Here is a 23,048-nt window from a genome sequence, read left to right as displayed (position 1 = left end):
CGAAAGATGCAGTCAAATACGGGAGGGTTTAGATAGGGATACTTTCTCAGGCTGCGGTGTATGTCCAAGCTTTTTTTGGACTTGGCTATACCTGGCTGAATATTGACTTAAAAACTACTATGGGCTTTTAATTTTAAATGTCATGCTGGTAGATATAGTCACTATACTCGCTCTTTCGGATTTGCAATCCGAAAGCATCATATCCGCGGATTTGTAATCCGCACTAGCAAAAGCGGTAGCTACTGGCAGGTAAGCCGAAAACCGGTGAACGCTCTTTCGGACATCTGTGTCCGGAAGTATTTCTGCCGGGGACATCCATGTCCCCTATACCTGATAACGGCATCGGCTTACGGGGATGTGGGCATCCCCAGCAAATGGGGGTAGGGGCCCTCGATAAAGCTTTCGGGCACAGATGTCCGAAAAAGAGATTAATGACTCCCGCTGGCGCGAGCTTGCAGCTCGTGTCCTTGCCGCTTCACGCAGCTATTAGTTTCAGCACGTGTAGTAGTACGAGCTGCAAGCTCGCACTAGCTGAACCTTTATGTGTCATTTCGACCATTAGGAGAAGTTTGAGACTTTGCCAATGCGGTGGAATGGTCCAGATCTCTCATTGCATTCGAGATGACAATTGGAGTCTTAGATTTAATTTGACAGTACAGATCATCGGGGAGCTAAAAACAAAAGCGGCAGCCTGAATGGGCTGCCGCTTTTGTTTTTGATTAGGTATAGCACTCAGGCTTAGTACCCAAATACCTGCTCCAGGGTCAATTGCTTTACCTTGCCGTATTTCTCCAGCTCGTTGAAGTTCAGACGGTCCTTCGAGCCGATCACCAGAATTGCCTGTGGCTGGCCGCTCACGAACTGCTTCTGGAATGTTTGCAGTTGGTCGAAGGTCAGGCTGTTGGCGCTTTCGTACACGTCCTTGCGGATGTCGTAGTCCAGGCCGAGGCGCTTGGCACGCTCGTAGTCGAACAGGATAGACGACTTGGTGATGCGCTCCGAAGAGATGCTGTTGCGCAGCGATGCCTTCGCCAGATTGAAATTCTCATCTGCCAGTGGCATGTTGGTCAGCAGTTCCTGCATACCTGCCATCGCTTCGGGTAACTTATCTGACTGCGTGCCAATGTATGATTGGATGTAGTTTGAGCGGTCTTTCTTGCTGGCTGTGCTGTAGCTCGAGTAAGCCGAGTAGGCGAGGGCTTTTGACTCACGCAGCTCCTGGAACACAATCGAGCTCATGCCAGCGCCGAAGTACTGGTTGTACAGACGGATAGTCGGCACCATTTCTTTCTTAAAGGCATCGGCTTTGGTCAGGAAGATCAGCTCGGCCTGCACCATGTTGTAATCTACCCAGTATACCGTCGGCTGCTTGATATCCAGCTCGGCGTATACCTTCTCGGCCGGTACCGGCTTCAGCTTGGCTGGCACAATGTGGTCTGCGTTCAGCGTCGCTACCAGAGCGTCTGTTTCACGTGGGCCATAGTACAGCACGCGGTGCTCGTAGGTCGGGATGCTCTTGATCAGGTTCACCAGTTCCTGCGGCTTCACGGCCTTCAGTTCCTTCTCTGACAATACGGTCGTGAACGGATTCTTCGGACCGTACTTTGCATAGTTCACCAACGCCTGGTTCAGGATAACGCCTTTGTTCAGCTTGGCATCGTTACGGGCTTTCAGTATACCCTGTACCATGTCGTCTAGGGCCTTTTGGTCGGCTTTCGGGTTTTGCAGTACGCTCTCAAACAGAGCCAGTGCCGGCTCAAAGTTCTCGTCGAGGCCGGAGAGGGTCACGTATACCTGGTCGCCGGAAGTTGACACGTTGAAGGAAGTGCCCAGCTTGTAAAACTCTTTCTTGAGTTCTTCGGCGCTATACTTATCCGTGCCCAAAAAGCGGAGGTAGTTCACTGCCATACCCAGTTTCTGGTCGTTGTCGGTGCCCATGTCCAAAATGTAATACATCTGGAACAAGCCGTTCTCGTTGTTTTTGGTATAAAGGAGCGGGATGTTGTTTTTCAGTTTGGCCTCCTTGATGTCGGCTTTGTAGTCTACGAATACAGGCGAAAGCTCCGAAACTTCCTGCGTCATAAAGTTCTGGTAGTAAGCTGACTGCGCGTCACGGTTTACCGGTACTGGCGTGATGCTTGGCTTCTCTACTTTCTGGGCAGTGGCGTTCTTGTCGTTGCGCTTGTACACCAGCACATAGTTGTTGCCGAGGTACTTGTTGGCCACCTCCATCACATCCTGCTTCGTAATTTTGGCGAACTGCTCCGGGCGCTCCACATAATCCGCCCACGGAATGTCGTAGATGAAGGCCGTCACAAAGGCATCGGCACGGTCTGAGTTGCGCTCGTAGGCACGCATCAGGCTGATCTTGTTGTCGTTGACGATAGCCGGGATCAGCTCGTCGTCAAACTTGCCCTGCTTCACCAATTCTACCTGTGCCAGCAGCATGTCTTTCACCTGGTCCAGACTCTGGCCCTGGCGTGGCGAACCGCCCAAGCGGAACACCGAGTAGTCTTTCATCTGGTTGTCGTAGCCATAGGCCTGCAGCACCTTCTGCTGCTGGTTCAGGTTCAGGTCGATCAGACCCGCCTGTCCGTTGTAGAGGATGGCGCTGATCATGCTCAATACCTGCGCGTCGCGGGAACTCATGCCCGGGAAGCGGTAGGCGATAGAAACGTTCTCGGCACTCGGGCCGCTCACTTCCTTCACAATCGGCTGCGCGATGGGCTTCTCCTGGGCTACCGTGAAGGCAGGCGCCGTGCTGGGCTTCAGCTTACCGAAATGCTCGTCGATCATGCGGATGGTCTGATCAAAGTCGATGTCGCCGCTCAGCGCTACGGCCATGTTGTTTGGCACATAGTACTTATCAAAGTACTTCTTAATCTCTATGATAGACGGATTTTTGAGGTGCTCCACCGTACCGATCGTGGTCTGCGTGCCGTACTGGTGGGTCGGGAACATGGCGGCGTTCAGGGTCTCCATCACCTTCCAGCCATCGTTGTCGAGCGTGCGGTTTTTCTCTTCGTACACGGCCTCCAGCTCGGTGTGGAACAGGCGCGGCACCAGCTCGCCGAAACGGTGCGCTTCCAGGGCCACCCAGCGCTCCAGCTGATTGCTCGGAACGTCGTTGGTATACACCGTCTGCTCTACGGAGGTATAGGCATTGGTGCCTTTGGCCCCGATAGCGCCCAGAATCTTGTCATACTCGTTAGCCACAGCATAAGTAGCAGCTACACCGGAGATAGAGTCGATCTGGTGGTAAATTTTCTTGCGCTGAGCCGGGTCAGTGGTCTTGCGGTGCTGCTCATAGAGGGCTTCGATCTTGTCGAGCTCGGCTTTCTCTTTGACCCAGTCCTGTGTGCCTAGTTGACTGGTGCCCTTGAACACCATGTGCTCGAGGTAGTGCGCCAGACCAGTAGCATCGGCCGGATCATTTTTAGAACCAGCACGCACCGCGATGAAGGTTTGCACACGTGGCGCATCTTCATAGTCCGTCAGGTATACCTTCAGGCCATTGTCCAGGGTATAGACGCGGGCGTTGAGCGGGTCGTTTGGAACGGTTTCGTACTTGTACTCCTTCTGCGCCGTAGTGGCTACCGCATTTTCAGTTGCTGAAGAGGTTTGATACGTTTCGTTCTTGCATTGCGTGAGCGTGAGCGCGGACGCAACCAATAACAACGATAATCCTTTTTTCATGGGTGTGACGTTAGGTATAGGATAAGGTATAGCAAAACAGAAAAGGCCGAATCATGAAGCTTCCGGGAAGAAAGCCTCATGACTCACCTTGTGTTTTAATTAGAACTTTACAAATATAAAATTATTTCTGAATTAGAAATCAGTGTCGAGACCGAAGCGCTGTTTTAAATCGACGAGCACCGGGTATTTCTCGGCCAGGTAGTTGAATTTGTCCTGCGAGGTATACAGTTTGTTTCCTTCCTGCACCTCCATCACCTCTGCCCGGAGCTTGATGCTGCGGTTGCCGGTCTCCTGTTTCAGTTCACGGAGTATTTCTCGACTCAGGCTGGTGAACTGGTCCATCATCACGTGGTTCTCCAGGTGCAGTACGATCTCGTTGCCTTCCCCGATGTGGAACTGGCGGTTGAGCAAGGTATACTCCATCATGTTCTCCGACTTTTTGCGGCGCAGGATGGAGTGCCATACCGTGTTCAGGCGGGCCTGGTCGAGTGGGGCAGCAGCACCATAAGCGGCTTCGTCTTCTTCCTCCGCCACGGCCATATCAGCTACAGCGACAGGAGGGTTTTGCAGGTCTTTCAGGCTGGGCAGCTTGCCGAGCTTTTTCTGGGGCGGCACAGGTATAGACGCGCGCTGTACGGGAGGTGCCGGAGCAGCGGGTGCCTGCTGCGGTGCCGACAAGCGGCCATCGGGCATCACGTGCTGCGGCTTGGGAGGCTGCTGCAATTCCTCAGAGGGCACATGTCCCTGCTGATGCGGTGGCTGCAGGCTCTCAGAAGGTATAGCCGTGCCCTGCTGCTGCATGGCCGCCGAGGGCACGGCGCCGCTGACAGGTTGCTGCATGGCTGCCGAAGGTATAGCCGGGGCACCTACTGGCTTGGTAGCGGCTGGTGCCGGGGCTACTACCTTAGCTTTTTTTAATTCGGCTCCTTCCTGCGCGAAACTAAAGGCCGCGTTCAGGTGCGCCATTTTCATCAGGCACAGCTCCACGTGCAGGCGCTGATTCTTGCTGCTCTTGTAATTGGTGTCGCAGGTGCTCACGATGTTAAGGCCCGAAAGCAGGAAAGATACCGAGGCCTGCTGCGATTGCTCCGCATATCGGGCCTTGATGTTGTCCGATACTTCCAGCAGTTGTACTGTCTGCACGTCTTTGCACACCAGCAGACTGCGGAAATGCTCGCCTATGCCAATCAGGAAATTGTGCGCGTCAAAGCCGTTCTTCAGGATCTCGTCAAACAGCAAAAGCGCACCCGATAAGTTTTGCGTGAGCAGGTGGTCTGTCAGGCGGAAGTAGTAGTCGTAGTCCAGGATGTGGAGGTTCTCGACCGTGGCTCTGTACGTCACGTTGTGACCTGAGAAAGTCACCATCTGGTCAAAAATCGACAGGGCATCGCGCAGGGCACCGTCTGCTTTCTGCGAGATCAGGTGCAGGGCGTCGGGCTCGGCCTGTATGTTTTCCTTTTGGGCGATGTTGCCGAGGTGGCGCACCATGTCCTCGATGCGAATCCGGTTGAAGTCGAAGATCTGGCAACGCGACAGGATGGTCGGGATGATCTTGTGGCGCTCCGTGGTGGCCAGGATGAAAATGGCATAGGCAGGCGGCTCCTCCAGCGTCTTCAGAAATGCGTTGAAGGCCTGGTTCGAGAGCATGTGCACCTCATCTATGATGTAGATCTTGTACTTGCCGGTCTGCGGGGCGTAGCGCACCTGCTCCACCAGGTTGCGGATGTCCTCCACAGAGTTGTTGGAGGCGGCATCGAGTTCGTGTATGTTAAACGAGCTGTTGGAGTTGAAGCTGCGGCACGATTCACACTCGTTGCAGGCTTCTACCTCCGGGGTGATGTTCTGGCAGTTAATGGTTTTTGCCAGGATGCGGGCACAGGTTGTCTTGCCCACACCGCGCGGCCCGCAAAAAAGGAACGCCTGCGCCAGATGATGGCTGCTGATGGCATTTTTGAGGGTGTTGGTGATATGGTGCTGCCCCACCACGCTGTCGAACGTGGCCGGACGGTATTTACGCGCTGATACTACAAAATTTTCCATTACCTACAAAGATAATCAATCTGATGCTCAGATGGGAGAGCTTTTTATACAGTAGTTTTCCCGGGGTTTATCCACAATGCCAAGTGAATCGGAGTGGGGAAAAGATAGCAAAAGTTTCCTTAATTGAATCTATCAAGGTCTATATATAAGATAAACTATACGAGATGAAAATTCCTTTCTTCTTCTGGGTTTTGGACAAAATAATCAATATTATATTGTTTTTGTCTAACGTTTTAGGTGTATTTTCATAGTTACTTTTGGCAGTTATTATTCCTGTTATTCATGCTGTAAGGTGCTTACTTTTAAGAAGTTATTTACTCCGCTCCAGCAATCCGTGCCTTCCAACCGCGATTGTCAAACTCTTAAAAACATAGCGCATGAAAAAACGTGTACAACTGCACTGGCAGCTCCTGCTGCTGGTCGTATTCCTGTCCGGCACTTTTACTGCCTACGGGCAGGGAAGGTCTGATCAAAGAGCCGTTCCACAGGCTGCTCTGAACCACATTCAGCATAACAAAAAGCAGCTCGGATTAGAAGACGAAGATGTCGCTGAGCTCGAGTTGGCCAGCGAAAACGAGAGCCCCAAAAGCGGCATGAAGCACCTGTACATCAAGCAACTTTACCGAGGGATTGAAGTGCATGGCGCCGTGACCAACATCAGCATGAGCAAGGAAGGGCAGGTGATTACCATGGGCAACCGCATGCAGAAGCAGGTGGGCAAGCGGGTAAAATCAAACCAGCCGGGCCTGGACGCAGCCGGCGCTGTGGCAGCAGCGGCGCAGCATCTGGGTATAGCCATGAAAGAACAACTGACCGTGCAGGAGCGGGGCAATGGCCGAAACAGAGCCGTTGTCTTCTCCAAAGCCGGAATCTCACTCGAGCCTATACCTGCCAAGCTGGTCTACCAACCCATGGAAGACGGCAGTTTGCGCCTGGCCTGGGAAGTGTCTATCTACGAACTGGATGCCCAGAACTGGTGGAACCTCCGCCTGGATGCCACGACCGGCGCTGTGCTCGACAAAGACAACATGGTGGTGCACTGCCAGTTTGAGAATGACGGGCCCGGAGGCAAGTTTATGCACGACAACCACAGCCATAGCACGGCATCGCCTTATGTAGCGGCACCCCAGGCAAGCATCGTGCGGGTATCCAATGCCTACAACGTATTCGCCATGCCGGTAGAGAGCCCCAGCCACGGACCCCGTTCCATCGTAAGCACTTCTGCTGCCGACCAACTGGCGTCACCACAAGGCTGGCACACCGAAACCAGAACACGTGGCAACAACGTGTACGCCTACGAAGACCCGAACAACAACAACAGCTGGAGCCTGAACTACAGCCCGGACGGTGGCGCTGACCTCAGCTTCGACTTCCCGATCGACTTCACCAAACCGCCGGTGGTTAACCGTGACGCGGCCATCACCAACCTGTTTTACTGGAACAACGTGATCCACGATGTGTGGTACCAGTACGGCTTCGATGAGGCCAGCGGTAACTTCCAGCTCAACAACTATGGCAAAGGCGGCTCGCAGGGTGACCCGGTGCTGGCAGAGGCACAGGACAATCGCAACGGCACTTCCCGCAACAACGCCAACTTCGCTACGCCGGCCGACGGCTTTGCTCCACGCATGCAGATGTACCTGTGGAGCAGCCCGCCAGACCCCGACATGGTATCCGTCGTTTCGCCATCCTCAGTAGCGGGCAGCTATCCGGCTACAGAAGCGGCCTGGGCCCGCAAACTCACCTCTGACCCTGTAGTAGGCAAACTGGTGGTAGGGCAAGGCACGTCCGCTGTACCGCAGGAAGGTTGCGGCGTGCTGTCAAACACGGCGGAGGTTGCCGGTAACATCGCCGTGGCGTACAGAGGGAACTGTCCGTTTACCGAGAAAGTGGAGGCAGCCCAACTGGCTGGCGCTATCGCTGTGATCGTCATCAACAATGCTCCCGGAGGCCCGATTGCGATGGGTGGAACGCCCACCATGCCCATTACTATACCTGCTGTGATGATCAGCCAGGAGGCAGGCGCGCTCCTCAGAGCCCGCATTGATGCCGGAGAGGAAGTGATCGTTCGTCTGAAAGACGATGGCAGACCCGAAATTGACGGCGACTTCGACAACGGCATCATCGTGCACGAGTATGGCCACGGCATCTCCAACCGTCTGACAGGCGGTCGCACCGTAACGGGCTGCCTTAGCAACGCCGAGCAGATGGGCGAGGGATGGAGCGACTGGTTCGGCCTGATGATGACCATGAAGCCAGGTGACACAGGCGCTAAGAAGCGCGGCATCGGTACGTATGCACAAGGACAGGCAACTGATGGAAACGGCATCCGCCCTGCACCTTACTCCACTGACTTCGGCATTAACCCGCATACCTATGCCTCTACCAACAACGCGGCCATCAGCCAGCCGCACGGTGTCGGTTTTGTGTGGTCTACCATGCTGTGGGATTTGACCTGGGCGATGATCGACAAGTACGGTTTCGATGCGGACCTGTACAATGGCAAAGGTGGCAACAACATGGCCATGCAGCTGGTGATCGACGGTTTGAAACTGCAGGTCTGCCGCCCTGGCTTCATCGATGGTCGTGATGCCATCCTGCTGGCCGACCGTCAGAACTACGAGGGTGCCAACCAGGAACTGATCTGGAAAGTGTTTGCCAGAAGAGGCCTGGGCTACAGCGCGAAACAAGGGCTAAGCACCAATCGTTTCGACCAGGTAGAGGCTTTCGATCTGCCGGAAACGTACGCCTGTACTACGCCGCTCACCCTGGAGGCGGTGGCTACTTCTAATGTTTACACAGGTGGCGTAGCTTCTAACCTATACCTAGGCTACGGTCCGCAGAACGTGCGCTTGCAGGCGGGTGGCGATGCTGACAATGTGTATACCTGGAGCGGAGCAGAAGGCCTGAGTGCAACGTCGGGCGCCAGTGTGGTCTTCACGCCGAAAGCAGCCGGCACTTATACCTTCACGGTGCGTGCCGTTAACGGCGATGGCTGTATCAAGCACAAGACGATCACGATTACGGTGGTAGATGTGCGTTGCGGCGATGGCAAGAAGAAAGACAAGGTGCTGGTATGTGTGGACGGGGTGGCAGAGTGCGTGGCCCCGAATGCAGTGCCATACCTGCTGACCGCTGCGAATGGCACACTGGGTAACTGCGGTCTGGCTGCTACGGCAACTGCCACGGCCAAAGCTGAGATCAGTGCTGAGAAAATGGCCCTGCGTGCAACACCAAACCCATTCGGCGCCAGAACTGACATCGGCTTTACACTGACGCAGGACGGTGGCTATACCCTGGAGGTGCTCGATATGCGCGGCTCCGTAGTGACTGTGCTGGCACAGGGCACTGGCAGAGCGGGTGAGCACAAAGTCTATCAGTTCGAGAAAGGCAGACTGTCAAACGGCATGTACATCGCCAGGCTGGTAACAGACGAAGGCGTGTCCTTTATCCGAATTGTGATGCAGAAATAATGCGTGTTTAACTATCCTGACAGGGCAAGGCCGGTGATTCACTCCACCGGCCTTTGCTTTTTTCGGTATACCTCATACCTAGACCCACTATACCTATACCTGCCTGCTATACCTAGCGCACCGCTTCGTAGCCGCCGGGTATACCTTTTTTGGAGAGCACGAACTGCCACAGCTGGTTGTTGCGGGCCCTAAAAGATCCAGCGCTGGACAGCAGGTAGTAATTCCACATCCGGTAGAAGCGCTCCCCATACTCGCCCTGCAGCTCGGGCCAGTGTTGGTTGAAATTCTGGTGCCAGGCCATCAGGGTGCGGTCGTAGTCCGGGCCGAAGTTGTGCAGGTCCTCCACCACAAAAATGTGCTCCATGGCGGCCGTGAGTTGCCGCAGCGAAGGGATCAGGCAGTTTGGAAAGATGTACTTGTCGATGAACGGGTCAGGGGAGGTTTTAGAGAAATTGACGCCAATGGTGTGCAGCAGAAACAGCCCTTCGTCTCTGAGGCAGCGGGCGGCCGTTTGCATGTAGGTGCGGTGGTTGCGGTAGCCCACATGCTCCGCCATCCCGATCGACACGACGTGGTCAAACTGCTCGCGCACGTCGCGGTAGTCCTGCAGCCTGATCTCGATGGGCAGTCCCTTGCAAAGCTCGCGGGCCAGTGCCGCCTGCTCCCTGGATACGGTCACGCCCACCACTTCCACTCCATACCTTTCGGCCGCATACCGGGCAAAGCTTCCCCAGCCACAGCCAATGTCGAGCACCCGCTGCCCGGGCTGTAGCCGCAGCTTGCGGCATACCAGGTCAAGCTTATGCTCCTGGGCCTGGTCCAGGTCGTCGGCGTTTTTCCAGTAGGCGCAGCTGTAGACCAGGCGCTTGTCGAGCATGCGTTGGTAGAGTTGATTGCCAATGTCGTAATGGCGCTGGGCATTGCGGGCCGCCTTGCCCTTGGGTTGCAGGTTGATTAGTCTCGCAAGTAGTACCTCCAGCACAGTGCGCCAGCCAAACCGGGCGTTCCGGTACAAGTCTGCCCGTATGGCTTTGTTCACAAATTCGTCTATGCGGTCGCAGTGCCACCAGCCGTCCATGTACGACTCAGCCAGGCCAAGTGAGCCCTGGCTGAGCACCCGTTTATAGAAACGATCGTCCTGCACCTGCAGATCCCAGGGGTTAGGACCGTTCACGGTGATGCCGGCTGTTGCCAACATGTCAGTTACCTGCTGCTCCAAGCTACTCCTTGTCATAGGGATGCTATTTCGTGATAAGATAGAAAAAGCACGATATTGACCTTGTAACGGCTGCCGTTCGCATAGGTTGTTGGAGTAGGTATAGCAGCGGTATGCGCATAGCGTATTGATAATCAGGCGCTATGGAAGAGATTGTGCGGAAAGGGCGGCTGGTGTGTTATTCTGTTTCGTAGAACGAAACTAAATTGTGTGGGCTACGTGTTTTATAGGCAGCTAACTAATGGCGGTATGCCGAAAAAAGTGTAGCTTTGTGGCATACTTCTTGAAGTATACCGCTTAAGAATACAACGTTCTTTAACTTACGGGGATGACTGGAATTGACAGCTTGTGCAGATTGCGTGTAAGCATGTCGGGTGATGAACGTACCACCTGTTAAAAATCCGTTCGAACAATAACTGGCGAATATAACTACGCCATGGCTGCTTAATCTAGGTATTAAGCACTAGCCATAGTCTCGTGCAGGTTTCGTGAATCTGCTTGCACATCAGAGGCTTCGACTCGATTGACTAGTCTGTGTAAAGGTGCGGTGCACAGGCGAAATAAAGCATCTAAGGAGTGCGCATAAGTTTGACTTATACTTGCAAGCTCCCGACAATCCGAATAAGTCTAAGCATGTAGAAGGCCCGTCGATTTCCTTGTCTGGACCAGGGTTCGAATCCCTGCATCTCCACTTAGTACAATAAATAAGGCCTTGCAGGTATACAACTTGCAAGGCCTTATTTATTTTCTGACAATCTGGTAACGATAGCTAATCTCCTGAGCAGGTACTTATGCTATGGATTGCTTGCTTGCGGAACCGTCTCTTCCCGGGTTATTGGCACTTCCGTCAGCTCGTTCTTGGCGCCCATCCTTCTCAGGAAGAGGTATCCGGACACACCTGCTACAATAGAGGCGACAAGTATGGCGAACTTGGCCTGCGTTTGGAAGGCCGGATCACTGAAAGAGAGCAGGGCGATAAAGATGGACATGGTGAACCCGATACCTGCCAGTAGGCCCAAGCCTACGAACTGTAACCATTTGGTGCCTGCAGGCAGGGAGCTTATACCTAGCTTTACCGACAGCCAGGAGAAAAAGACAATACCGATCGGTTTTCCTACCAACAGGCCGAAGATGATACCCATACCGAGCGTGCTGGTTAGCCCATCGAGCATGCTTGCCTCAAACGCGATATTGGTATTGGCCAAGGCAAAGATCGGCATGATAAGGAAGTTTACAGGCTTAACTAAGGCATGCTCCAGTTTCTCCAGCGGAGATTCCTTTTCGTCAGGTGTGGTGGGCAGGGTCAATGCGGTCAGTACGCCTGCAATGGTTGCGTGTATACCTGAATGATGGATAAAGTACCAGATCACGACGCCGGGAAGCAGGTATAGCCATATGTTCTTCACACCCATCCGGTTAAAGACGATCAACAAAGCGAAAACGCCTGTCGCATACAGCAGGTAGTTCAGGTGCATTTCGTTCGTGTAGAACACGGCGATCACCACAATGGCGCCTAAATCATCCACAATGGCCAGTGCCGTTAAGAACACCTTCAACGAGAGCGGTACTCGTTTGCCCAGCAGCGTTATTACGGCGATGGCAAAGGCAATATCAGTTGCCATGGGGATGCCCCAGCCATTTGCAGTTGGTGTGCCCAGGTTAAACAAGGTATAAACTGCGGCTGGCACCAACATCCCGCCGATGGCGGCAAACACAGGTAAAGCGGCTTGCTTAAAAGAAGACAGTTCGCCTTCTACCAGCTCTCTTTTAATTTCCAATCCTACCAGTAGGAAGAATATTGCCATCAGGCCGTCATTGATCCAAAGCAGAACGGGGTACCTCAGTTGCAGCGCTTCCGACTCATACCCTATTTGTTGCGCAAGAAAGCGCTCAAACCCAGGTCCAAGGGGAGAGTTTGCGATAAGTAAAGAGAGCACAACACAGGCCATTAAAATAAAGCCGCCTGCTGACCCGGATCTTAAAAATTCTCTGAGAGGAGTGAGGTTGATTCTTTGTAGCATGCCTAAAACTACAAAATTCATTCCTTTCATGCTAGCTTGAAGTATTACTTTTGTAAGGTTGTGGTTTGCTAACTTCGCTCAGGTCAAAGATTACTGCAATAAGTCTAATATAAGCGAGTGCATAATGCTGCAAAAATCAGGTTCATTTAACGCTGAACTTTGCCATCACGGGTGGGTGAGGATATGGCAAATTGAGATCTCAAGAGAAGACCATACGCTAAAAGAAATGTTTTAGCATAACGATATTAAGAGCCACCGGCCGTCTCATTCTTTCGGTTGGGATATACATTGTAATTTGTTACCATCTTCAGCAGCGATGGCCGTATACTGTAGGGTATTTTTACAAAGGCCCTATGCAGCAGGATATTCCCAACGTCGTGGCTCCATCGCACCCGCCTAAACTAAAAGAGCTGGCGGCTACAGCTATCTGCGGCAACGATATCACTTGGCTACCTCCATACCTGCATCCTTTTTGCGCACTTACTCCGGAGCAAGCTTAGCGTCTGCTTTTCTATAATTCTGAGGCGTTACTGAAAAGGTGAAAAGACAGAAGCGTGTCGGGTGATGGACGTATTACCTGTCAAAGATCGGTTCGAACACTAAATGGCGAATCCAGGCAGGTAAAAGCTTGATGATTTCCTTATCTGGACCAGAATCCGAATCCCTGCATCTCCACAACCCAAAGCAAAAAAGCCCCACTGACGTTAAACCAGTGGGGCTTTTTTGTTTGTTTGGCATGGCTCAAGCCGCTACAGGTTGAGGTCGGCTATACCTGTCAGGCGCTACAAAGTGCTCCATATCTAAACTGATAACCGAAGCCTTCGGGGGGTGGGGAGCGCTGCAAGTAACCACTCGTGGGCAGGCTAATTGCCCTCCGCCGTAGGGCCGTCCATCAATTCCCGCTCATAGTACACAAGCTCTTTCGCCAGGGGGTGCTCCAGGTTGGTGCAGTAATAGATGCGCCTGGCGTAGCGTCTCACCGCCAGTTTCAGGCCAGGGTTTACTTTGGCATACACGATAGACCCCTCAGGGTATTTATTTTCCATAGTAGTATAAATACAGGCTAGTTAAGATCTGACTTCTGGGTGGCTTTGGCAGCTTTCCTGGACTGTTTGTCGGCCTCTGTACGGTTCCGTTGTGCCTTTGCTTCCATTTTGGCAGCACGTTTGGCGTGCTTGGCTGCATAGGCTGCTTCTTTGTCGATGCGCTTGGCCTCTTTGGCATTTGCCTTGGCCTCGCGTGCGTCAGCCTTCGTGTCTTTTCTGAGATCGGAGGCGTCGTCCAGGCGCTGCTTGTCTGCTTCCACTTTCGCTTTCTGCTGCTCGGTTTTGCGCTCTTTCTCAGTTTGTTCCGTCTGAGCGAATGTAGGAGAAAAAGCTAGCAGCAGCGTTCCGGAGAGCAGTGTAATAAAAAGGGTCTTGTTTTTCATGTTGGCAGGAAAAGGTATGTTCTATTATCCTACTATAGTATACGGTTAAACAAATGCGTTAAGCGTAAATTATTGATAATAAGACATTTATATTTTAAAAAGCACTTCGTGGCCATCTCAGGGCACATAGTTGGTTTTTATCGCTTTCTGCCGACACGGAGTAGGTATAGCTTTCTTGTTTTGCACAGAAGAATACCATTGATTTCTAAACTATTAAGGGCATCGCGCTTGTTACATAGTCTCAGCACTCACCCGGCCCGATGGCCAAAATCGACAGGCCGTCTGGCTGCCCCGCTTTTACTCGTCCCGCTGCTTAAACTTCGACCATGAAATATGACAACGTTAACTACAGCGACCATGCTGCTTACCTTGCTCAACAACTGGGAAGAAAGCCGGGCATGATCGAATTGCTCAGTTTTGAAGGCAACCAGAACCTGATGCTGATAAACAGGCGATCATTAAAGAACAACGCATACCTTATTAGTTACACGAACAGCACAGCTGTGCGGCTGCTATCGGACGGGACTATGAAAGGAGGCCTTGTTGAGTTGCACAGTCGAGAAGCAGGGCACCGGTTTTACTCTGTTATGTTTGAGGAAAAGGATGCGGAAGAAGAGCACTATCTCATACTAGACGCCTCAGTCGAATCAGTTATGGTAGGCGGGTTAAGGGCCACGCTGGTACAAAGCGTACAGCTGATCACCATCGAAGACCTGGTTCAGCGCTACAACCCCATCATGTACAACCTTGCTTAACTCACAGAAATGACACAGGACCAATTTTACCTTTGCAGCAACAGAATTCTGGAACTCAGAGAAAAGCTACAGGCTACATATGATGTACGCAAAAAGGCGCAGGTAACGGAGTCTGCCCTGGCCGACGAGCAGCAGGTGGATTTTGATTCGCTAAAGCAATTTGTTGAGAACAAAACAAACGCTGATAAAAACACGGCCGAGGCCCAGGCCCTGATCAAAGAGTTGGCGGCGCAGGAGGCTAAGATCAGAGCGTTTGTGCCTGTATCGCTATACAGCACCAAAATAGAGGCTACTCAGCCAGGGCGGCCACCACTGCAGGTCGTGGTAGATCCGCAAAGCATAACCATTAGGGAAGTCAGAAACAACCGACTACTGTAGCCACCCCTAGCAACAGCTATTCCTTTTTGTTCCTGCCCCCGCGCTCCGAGTCAATGGGGTTTAGAAAAGGCAGTTGGATATGGTACCGCACCGCCACTATCCGGATCAGGATGACGGTGAGGGCAGCCAGGAGTTCAGTTATGGAGATGGACAGGTCGTACTGATAGCTGATCATATACACGATACCACCCACAATACAGGCCAGGGCGTAAATGTCTTTCCGGAACAGGAGCGGCATCTCGTTGAGCAAAACATCCCGGATGACGCCACCCACCGTGCCGGTGATGGCCCCCATCATAATGCATACCCAGAAGGGCAGCCCCGCCTCCAGACTTTTCCCTATCCCGACCACCGTAAACAAACCCAACCCAATGGAGTCGAACAGAAACAAGGCTCTGCCCCAACGGAAAAGCTGGTTCCGGAATACGATCGTGGCCAGCAGGGCTATACCTGTCACGATCAGGTAACTGGCATTCTGCATCCAGAAAGGCGGGACATTGAGCAGCAAATCCCGGGTTGTGCCGCCCCCGATGGCCGTTACCAGCCCAATGACATAGGCCCCAAACCAGTCGAACTGCTTGTTGGCAGCCCAGCGGATACCGCTCACGGCAAACGCGAAAGTCCCCAGGAGGTCCAAAAAGGTAGTGAAGCCCTGTGCCGAAAGCTCTATCATATTCTTGCCTGCGCGGTTAATGCGGTCGGATTGCCTGGGAGATACAGGCACATTTAAAGACACGAATATAAGGTGGTTTGAGCTACATAGCTAAAAAGAGTTATATGGTTTATTCCATTTCTGCAGACGGTGCCGAAATACGAGCCACTATCCTCTACACCTGTCTATACCTGTCGGGTTTGTAATGGCCATCTTATCTGCAGCTAGTTTTCAGGTAGTATACCACCTCCCTGCTTACCCAATGTATAATAACTTCAAGATTCTTAATTCCCTTCTACCTCCTTCTCAATTCAGCCTGCTGTGCTGCGCCTGTATTTAAATCTGCCTGATTCGGCTGCGGAACTTTTCTGGCTAAGAAGAGTAAAACTTGATTAAGTGCACATCAATAACAATATAGTAAAATTTATGTGTAAAATTTTAGCAGGTATACCTTTTCTGATTGCACTATGCCCGTCTCGGGCTATACCTATCCATGCACCTGACATCCGCAACCGCCTCAAGCTGACTGCCACCGACAAAGAGTACCCCTCGAGCTGGTTTATGCGCTTGCGCCAACCACGGCTCCGCATAACAGCGAATTTCCTCCCAACACGGATTAACGATCATCCACGCAACCCAACTTTTGATAGAGGCGCGCTGCCATTGAACACGGGCCAAGGCACGGCTGCAGCCATTATTCGCCAACACCGGAAAACCCCGGGATCGCGGGCCACAGGCGGCAACTACCGGGAAGAGTTTGCCATTCCATTTCAAACGTTTCTGTAATCATTCACATTAACAAGCAGTTATATGCACTTAAATCCTGTAGAACGTGAAAAGCTGTTGCTTCACCTTGCCGGGGAGCTCGCAGCAAAAAGGCTCAAGAGAGGCGTGAAGCTAAACTACCCTGAGTCCATTGCCTATATCTGTGGCAACCTGATGGAAGAGGCGCGGGATGGGAAGAAATCGGTGGCACAACTGATGGAACACGGCACTACGCTCCTGAAAAAGAACCAGGTGATGGAGGGTGTGTCCGAGATGATACACTTTATACAGATAGAAGTGACATTCCCCGACGGCATGAAACTGATCACGGTCGACAACCCCATCCGCTAGCACCTGCAAAGGACAATTTAAACACTTCTATATGAGACCAGGCGAATACATCCTGCAAAAAGGAGAGATAAAGGCGAATGACAAGCGCAAGATAGTGCGCCTGACGGTAGCCAACACCGGAGACCGGCCCATTCAGGTAGGCTCACACTACCATTTTTTCGAGGCCAACAAGGCCCTTGATTTTGACCGGGCGGCTGCCATCGGCATGCGGCTTAACATTCCGGCCAGCACGGCGGTGCGCTTTGAGCCAGGTGAGAAGAAAGCGGTCATCCTGGTGGAGTTCGCGGGCAACAAAGTGATAAAGGGCTTCAATAACCTGACCGAAGGCGATGTGTCGAAGAAGGGTGTGCGTGACGCTGCACTTCAGAAGGCCCAGAAAGAAGGGTATAAAGGAGCAGGGGGAACTGCCGCGCCTGCTAAGAAAAGGGATAGGAAATAACATCACCATTAAATCAGGAAACCATGTCAAACTGGAGTAGACGCGAATGGATAAAGGTAGTGGGGCTATCTACAGCCGGGCTTTCACTGCTTGGCTTTGAGGGGTTGGGCGGTGATTCTTCCTCCGTAAAATACGTTGATGGAGAGCTGTACATACCACGTGACCGCTACGCGGCGCTTTTTGGCCCCACCACAGGCGACAAAGTGCGCCTGGCAGACACCGAGCTGTTCATTGAAATCGAGAAGGATTTTAACGTGTACGGAGATGAAAACAAGTTCGGTGGCGGCAAAACCATCCGCGATGGTATGGGCCAGTCTGCGGGGGCGGCGCAGGACGACGTGTTGGACCTGGTGATAACCAACGCCATCATCATTGACCACTGGGGTGTCGTGAAGGCCGATATCGGCATCAAGAATGGCAAAATAGTAGGTATAGGAAAAGCCGGTAACCCGGACACCCAGCAGGGGGTGACAAAGGGCATGATCATTGGTGCCGCCACAGAGGTGCAGGCCTGTGCGGGCAAGATTATAACGGCAGGCGCTATCGATACGCACATTCACTTCATCGTACCCGAGCAGATAGAGGTAGCGCTTTACAGTGGCGTCACCACCCTGATTGGCGGTGGCACAGGACCTTCGGACGGCACGCTGGCCACTACCGTAACGCCGGGCAAATGGTGGGTAGAGCGCATGCTGGAGGCCTCCGAGAATACCCCCATGAACCTGGGCTTCACAGGCAAAGGCAACACCTCTACCTTTAAAGCGGCTGCCGAGCCCGTGGAGGCCGGGGCCCTTGGCCTGAAACTTCACGAAGACTGGGGTGTTACGCCATCCGCTATCGACATAGCCCTGCAGGTGGCCGACAAGTATGACGTGCAGGTGGCGCTTCATGCGGACAGCCTGAACGAGGCAGGCTACCTGGAAAATACGGTAAAAGCCATCAATGGCCGTGTCATCCACTCTTACCATACAGAGGGTGCCGGTGGTGGCCACGCGCCGGACATCATCAAGATCGCCATGTACCCGAACGTACTGCCGGCCTCCACCAACCCGACCAAGCCATACACTATCAACACCGTGGATGAGCACCTGGACATGCTCATGGCAGTGCACCACCTGGACAAGAGCATTCCGGAGGACGTAGCCTTTGCCGAATCGCGTATCCGTCCGCAGACAATTGCGGCGGAGGATATTCTGCAGGACATGGGCGTACTCAGCATCATGTCGTCTGACAGCCAGGCCATGGGCCGCATCTCTGAAACCATTCTGCGGACCTGGCAAACGGCCCACAAGATGAAAGTACAGCGCGGCCCGCTGCAGGACGACAAAGGCAAAAACAATGACAACTACCGCGTAAAGCGCTACATCGCCAAGTATACCATTAACCCGGCTATCACGCACGGCATAAGTGAGTATGTAGGCTCTGTAGAGGTGGGCAAATACGCAGACCTGGTGCTGTGGGACCCGGGCTTTTTCGGGGTGAAGCCGGAGATCATCTTTAAGAACGGGATGGCGGTGGGTGCCCGGATGGGTGACCCGAACGGGGCCATATCGCTGCCGCAGCCTGTCGTCTACAGACCCATGTACGGTTACTACGGCAGGGCGATTCAGCGGAACGGCTTCAACTTCGTTTCAGGTGTCTCGCTTGAGAATGGCAATATAGAGCGTCTGGGGCTGACCAAAGGTTGTTTGCCCGTGAAAGGCGTCCGTAAAATCTCCAAGAAAGACATGATCCATAACAGTGCCACGCCGAAGCTAGAGGTGAACCCGGAAACCTTTGTCGTGACGGCCGATGGTCAGGTGCTGACCTGCGAGCCCATGAAAGTTCTACCGATGGCGCAGCGTTACTTCCTGTTCTAAACTGTTAAAAACGTGTTGCCGGCACAGGTATAGCCCGCAACACCCTTACACCCTATGCTACTAATAGAAAAGGTAATCGGTAATCTCTCAGGCACAGTAACAGGAAACCGTTTAATTGATTTCCTGGACCTCGACTGGTTTGACACAGGCAAGACCACGCTCCGGAAGAGAACGAGGGCAGGCCAGGAAATAGGTATACGCAAGGACTCAAACCCGTTGGAAGACAGCGACATTCTATACCTGGATGAGGAGCGGGCCATTGTGGTCAACATACTTCCCTGCGAGTGCATTGTGTTCAAACCCGGAAGCTTCAGAGATATGGGCACCATTTGCTTCGAGATAGGCAACAAGCACATCCCCATCTTCATCAACGAGGAGGCTGAGGTGCTGGTGGAGTTTGAGAACCCGCTGTACAGGTTGCTGGAGCGCTCAGGTTACGAGCCCCATCGGGAAGTGCGCAAGCTGCTGAAAACGCACGCGCTGCGGGTGCGCCGGCATGGAAACAACTACACCAGGAAAATAACCATTAAATAAGGCACCGTTATGCAGCCACTGTTAACCCTCCTGCAGATCAACGACTCGATGTTTCCGATCGGGAGTTTCACCCATTCCTACGGCCTGGAGTCTTACGTGAGTCAGGGCATTGTGAAAGACACGCCGTCGGCTGCCGTGTATGCCAAAAACATGCTGCGTCACAGCATTTACTACAACGACGCCGCCTTTTTGCAGAAGACATGGGCCTTACTGGAGGCTAAAAAGCCTGCGCGGGGGCTTCAGAAGCTGGACGAGCTGATCACGGCGCTCAAGGTCCCTTTTGAGATAAGGGATGCCAGCAGAAAGCTGGCGATCCGTTTCCTGAAGCTGACGCAGGAACTTCACCCGGTTAAGCGGTGCAGTAACTACCTCATCAAGATACAGAAAGGCAAGCTGCATGGGCATTACGCCGTGGCCTTTGCTTTGTATGCGCATGCCAGCGGCATTACCCTAAAAGACGCCCTGCTTGCCTTCTATTACAACATGCTCAACGGCATTGTGACCAATTGCGCCAAACTGGTGCCCATCGGCCAGGGCGATGCCCAGAAGATCCTCTTCGACCTGCAGTCAACCATTAAACAGTTGGTGGATGAGCAGGAGAATATGGAAGAGGAAATGGTCGGACTCTGTTGCATCGGGCAGGAGATTCGCTGTATGCAGCACGAAAAGCAATATTCAAGACTATACATATCATAAAGCAAACCATCACCTAAGCAGATACTTTATGTCGAAGAAACATGTGAGAATAGGGGTTGCTGGTCCAGTAGGATCCGGTAAGACAGCCTTGATCGAGCGGCTGACCCGCCAAATGAGTAATGAGTACAGCATCTGCGTTGTGACCAACGATGTGTATACCCGTGAGGATGCTGAGTTTTTGACAAAGAATTCCTGCCTGCCCGCCGACCGCATCATGGGCGTGGAGACAGGAGGCTGTCCCCACACCGCCATACGCGAGGATGCTTCGATGAACATTGAGGCGGTGGAAGAACTGGTGGAGCGCCATCCGGATACGGAGATCGTTTTTGTGGAGAGCGGAGGAGACAACCTGTCGGCCACGTTCAGCCCAGACCTGGCCGATGTAACCATTTTTGTGATCGACGTGGCCGAGGGCGACAAGATGCCCCGCAAAGGAGGCCCGGGCATCACCCGTTCCGATCTGCTGATCATCAACAAAACCGACCTGGCCCCTTATGTGAACGCCGACCTGGACCTGATGGACCGCGACTCGAAGAAGATGCGCGGCGAACGACCGTTCATCTTCACGAACCTGATGAAACTGGAGGGCCTCGACGAGGTGATTGACTGGATCAAGAAGTTTGCTTTACTGGAAAAAACAGAGGCGCATGCTTAGTACCATTAAGGTTAACGCAGAGCGGGAGGGCAAGCAGACGGTTCTGAAAGGGAGCAGCTGTAATGCGCCCTATAAAGTGCTCCATTATGGCTCGCGGCATTTCCACAAGCACCTGGAACTGATCATGCTGAGTGCTACTCCGGGTATAATGGACGAGGACGAGATCGATATCGAGATAAATGTGCACGAAGGGGCGCATCTGAAATTTTTCACCCAGTCGTTTGGCAAGCTGCACCCCATGGAGAAGGGAGCGATCCAGCGGACGAAGGTACAGGTGAAGAAGGATGGTGTTTACAAGTTCACGCCCCACCCGGTTATCCCTTTTGCAAACTCCAAATTCAAGCTGTACAATGAAATCCACCTGGACGAAAGCGCTACGTTGATCTGGGGGGACATCATCGCCTCGGGGCGGGTGCATTCCGGGGAGTCGTTTAAGTTCACGCGCCTGCACAGCGTCACCAAGGTATACTGCAACAAAAAGCTCGTGCTGCTGGACAATCAACTGCTGGAGCCCGGCAGGCAGCCCTTCGACTCGATTCTGTTTTACGAGCACTATACCCATCAGGCCACCCTAATCTACGTGTCGCCATTTGCGGCTGAACTGAAGGCGGAGCTCGACGAGATCCTGGCGGTTCGGTACGATGAGATCACGTTTGGCTTTACGCAATGCGCTCCCAATGCGGTCATGATTAGGGCGATGGGCCATGAGGGCGGGTTGTTGCACGACTGGCTGGGTGCCATGGGGCAACTGTGCTGGGAATTTACGATGCACAAGCAGGGGCTGGACGAAAGCGGGTCGGAGGAGGAGCAAACACCTCAACAACAGGCTGCAGAAGAAAGCCCCGGTAAGAGGAAACAGTCCAGACGAAGTGGCACAAAACCCGCGAAAAAGGAAGTAACTGCAAAAGGAGCTGCCAAAAAAGCAAAGGCTATACCTGAGGCACTGGCTCAAGAAGAACTGGAAGAAGTTATTGCCGAAGCCGTGATAGAGAAGTAAGGAGGAGCCATGCACGAGATTTCAATTGTAAGAAACGTCTTTGAGACGCTGCAGGAAACCTACCCCGACAAGTTTGAGCGGATCACGAAGGTGCAGATAGAAGCGGGGCTGCTCAGCAACATCCAGCCCATCCTGATCCAGAATGCCTTTGAGGCCCTGATCGTGGAAGAGCCGGCACTGGCTGAAATCGAGCTGGAGGTGATCCTGCTGCCCATCATCGCCCACTGTGACGCCTGCGACAGAGACTTTGAAGTGAAGCGGCACAAGTTTGTGTGCGGCTGCGGCACGCCTTCCAAGAACATTGTGCAGGGAGAGGAGCTGCAGATCAGCCGGATTGAATTTTTAGAGAATCAACTATAAGACAGAAGATATGAGTACACCATCCATACCTAAAAGCAACAGAATGCCAGTAGGCGCTGTGCAATGCGATAACACCACCCTGAACCTGTTAAAAGCCAACGACTTCGTGGCCAAGGCCATCCGCGACAGGCTGCCGGAAGTGCTGGTGATCAACGTGTGCTCCTCCCCCGGAAGCGGCAAAACCACGCTCATGCAGGAGACCGCCAGGCGCCTGAGCGACAAGCTCAACATGGCCGTGCTGGTGGGCGACCCGGAAACCGACCGTGATGCCGTGCGCATGAAGGAAGTGGGCATTAACGCGCTCCAGATCGTGACCGGCGGTATGTGCCATATCGAGGCCCAGATGATTCTGCAGGCACTCGACCACATCGACCTGACTGGCGTGGACCTGCTCTTCATTGAGAACGTGGGCAACCTGGTTTGCCCGGCCGCCTTTGACCTGGGTGAAGACATTCGCGTGACCGTGCTGGCCGCCACCGAGGGCGACGACAAGCCCAAGAAGTACCCGCGCATGTTCCTCACCAGTGAGCTGATGGTGGTGTCCAAAGCGGACCTGCTGCCCTATGTGCCCTTCTTGGTAGAGGCCGTCACGCAGGATGCCCGGGAAGTAAACCCCACCATCGAGGTGATGACCATCAGTAGCCTGAAAGGCGAGGGGATGGACGAGTGGTGCGACTGGCTGCTGGCGAAGGTAGCCGAAAAGAAAGCCAAGCTGGCGACTGCTTAACCCGG

The 23,048-nt window shown here is 53.2% G+C and carries 20 protein-coding genes and 1 other RNA gene; 14 read left to right on the top strand and 7 right to left on the bottom strand.

The window, feature by feature from the left end; translation table 11 throughout:
• Positions 1-738 precede the first annotated feature (738 nt).
• On the bottom strand, positions 739-3,696 hold the full coding sequence (locus tag IEV97_RS14610) for a M16 family metallopeptidase (protein ID WP_188502216.1): 2,958 nt from the start codon (positions 3,694-3,696) through the stop codon (positions 739-741).
• 132 nt (positions 3,697-3,828) lie between these two features.
• Positions 3,829-5,736: a DNA polymerase III subunit gamma/tau gene (locus IEV97_RS14605; RefSeq protein WP_188502215.1), complete on the bottom strand. Its 1,908-nt coding sequence runs from the start codon at positions 5,734-5,736 to the stop codon at positions 3,829-3,831.
• Positions 5,737-6,113: 377 nt separating this feature from the next.
• Here IEV97_RS14605 and IEV97_RS14600 point away from each other — a divergent pair, with 377 nt between their 5' ends.
• Positions 6,114-9,209, top strand: coding sequence for a T9SS-dependent M36 family metallopeptidase (locus tag IEV97_RS14600; protein ID WP_229733959.1), 3,096 nt, complete (start codon positions 6,114-6,116; stop codon positions 9,207-9,209).
• Positions 9,210-9,321: 112 nt separating this feature from the next.
• On the opposite strand, the gene cfa is transcribed toward IEV97_RS14600, so the two are convergent.
• Positions 9,322-10,443 (bottom strand): cyclopropane fatty acyl phospholipid synthase, encoded by a 1,122-nt coding sequence (gene cfa / locus IEV97_RS14595; protein WP_188502214.1) that lies wholly within the window; start codon positions 10,441-10,443, stop codon positions 9,322-9,324.
• Between the two features lie 306 nt (positions 10,444-10,749).
• Here cfa and ssrA point away from each other — a divergent pair.
• Positions 10,750-11,119: a transfer-messenger RNA gene (gene ssrA / locus IEV97_RS14590) on the top strand.
• A gap of 100 nt (positions 11,120-11,219) precedes the next feature.
• Here ssrA and nhaA read toward each other — a convergent pair.
• From nhaA to IEV97_RS14575, 3 genes are all read right to left on the bottom strand, one after another.
• Positions 11,220-12,446, bottom strand: a complete 1,227-nt coding sequence (gene nhaA, locus IEV97_RS14585) for a Na+/H+ antiporter NhaA (RefSeq protein ID WP_188502213.1) — start codon at positions 12,444-12,446, stop codon at positions 11,220-11,222.
• Positions 12,447-13,309: 863 nt separating this feature from the next.
• Positions 13,310-13,492: a hypothetical protein gene (locus IEV97_RS14580; protein ID WP_188502212.1), complete on the bottom strand. Its 183-nt coding sequence runs from the start codon at positions 13,490-13,492 to the stop codon at positions 13,310-13,312.
• Positions 13,493-13,509: 17 nt separating this feature from the next.
• Positions 13,510-13,875, bottom strand: coding sequence for a hypothetical protein (locus tag IEV97_RS14575; protein WP_188502211.1), 366 nt, complete (start codon positions 13,873-13,875; stop codon positions 13,510-13,512).
• 326 nt (positions 13,876-14,201) lie between these two features.
• On the opposite strand from IEV97_RS14575, the gene IEV97_RS14570 reads away from it, so the two are divergent.
• Complete coding sequence (locus IEV97_RS14570; protein WP_188502210.1) at positions 14,202-14,630, top strand: hypothetical protein; 429 nt, start codon at positions 14,202-14,204, stop codon at positions 14,628-14,630.
• Positions 14,631-14,639: 9 nt separating this feature from the next.
• Entirely contained in the window at positions 14,640-15,008 is a 369-nt protein-coding gene (locus IEV97_RS14565) for a hypothetical protein (RefSeq protein ID WP_188502209.1), read from the top strand.
• A 16-nt stretch (positions 15,009-15,024) separates the two neighbouring features.
• Here IEV97_RS14565 and IEV97_RS14560 read toward each other — a convergent pair whose 3' ends face one another.
• Complete coding sequence (locus IEV97_RS14560; RefSeq protein ID WP_188502208.1) at positions 15,025-15,681, bottom strand: trimeric intracellular cation channel family protein; 657 nt, start codon at positions 15,679-15,681, stop codon at positions 15,025-15,027.
• 405 nt (positions 15,682-16,086) lie between these two features.
• Here IEV97_RS14560 and IEV97_RS14555 point away from each other — a divergent pair, with 405 nt between their 5' ends.
• From IEV97_RS14555 to hypB, 10 genes are read left to right on the top strand one after another with little or no spacing between them, the layout of a single operon-like run.
• On the top strand, positions 16,087-16,446 hold the full coding sequence (locus IEV97_RS14555) for a hypothetical protein (RefSeq protein ID WP_188502207.1): 360 nt from the start codon (positions 16,087-16,089) through the stop codon (positions 16,444-16,446).
• Between the two features lie 24 nt (positions 16,447-16,470).
• A complete protein-coding gene (gene ureA, locus IEV97_RS14550; RefSeq protein ID WP_188502206.1) occupies positions 16,471-16,776 on the top strand; it encodes an urease subunit gamma in 306 nt (101 codons plus the stop codon).
• Between the two features lie 31 nt (positions 16,777-16,807).
• Positions 16,808-17,215, top strand: a complete 408-nt coding sequence (ureB, locus tag IEV97_RS14545) for an urease subunit beta (protein WP_188502205.1) — start codon at positions 16,808-16,810, stop codon at positions 17,213-17,215.
• 23 nt (positions 17,216-17,238) lie between these two features.
• Complete coding sequence (gene ureC, locus IEV97_RS14540; protein ID WP_188502204.1) at positions 17,239-19,074, top strand: urease subunit alpha; 1,836 nt, start codon at positions 17,239-17,241, stop codon at positions 19,072-19,074.
• 54 nt (positions 19,075-19,128) lie between these two features.
• A complete protein-coding gene (locus IEV97_RS14535) occupies positions 19,129-19,608 on the top strand; it encodes an urease accessory protein UreE (protein ID WP_229733958.1) in 480 nt (159 codons plus the stop codon).
• A gap of 9 nt (positions 19,609-19,617) precedes the next feature.
• Positions 19,618-20,304: an urease accessory protein UreF gene (locus IEV97_RS14530; protein WP_188502203.1), complete on the top strand. Its 687-nt coding sequence runs from the start codon at positions 19,618-19,620 to the stop codon at positions 20,302-20,304.
• Between the two features lie 28 nt (positions 20,305-20,332).
• The gene (gene ureG / locus IEV97_RS14525) at positions 20,333-20,959 is read left to right on the top strand and encodes an urease accessory protein UreG (protein WP_188502202.1); all 627 of its coding nucleotides are present in this window, start codon (positions 20,333-20,335) and stop codon (positions 20,957-20,959) included.
• Positions 20,952-21,956 (top strand): urease accessory protein UreD, encoded by a 1,005-nt coding sequence (locus tag IEV97_RS14520; protein ID WP_188502201.1) that lies wholly within the window; start codon positions 20,952-20,954, stop codon positions 21,954-21,956. Before ureG ends, IEV97_RS14520 begins: the two co-directional genes overlap by 8 nt.
• A 9-nt stretch (positions 21,957-21,965) precedes the next feature.
• Complete coding sequence (locus IEV97_RS14515; RefSeq protein WP_188502200.1) at positions 21,966-22,316, top strand: hydrogenase maturation nickel metallochaperone HypA/HybF; 351 nt, start codon at positions 21,966-21,968, stop codon at positions 22,314-22,316.
• Between the two features lie 10 nt (positions 22,317-22,326).
• Positions 22,327-23,043 (top strand): hydrogenase nickel incorporation protein HypB, encoded by a 717-nt coding sequence (gene hypB, locus IEV97_RS14510; protein ID WP_188502199.1) that lies wholly within the window; start codon positions 22,327-22,329, stop codon positions 23,041-23,043.
• Positions 23,044-23,048: the final 5 nt, after the last annotated feature.

The sequence above is a fragment of the Pontibacter amylolyticus genome, from assembly GCF_014638845.1.
In the GTDB taxonomy this organism is placed as follows: Bacteria; Bacteroidota; Bacteroidia; order Cytophagales; family Hymenobacteraceae; genus Pontibacter; species Pontibacter amylolyticus.
This window is presented reverse-complemented; position numbering and strand designations above follow the sequence as displayed.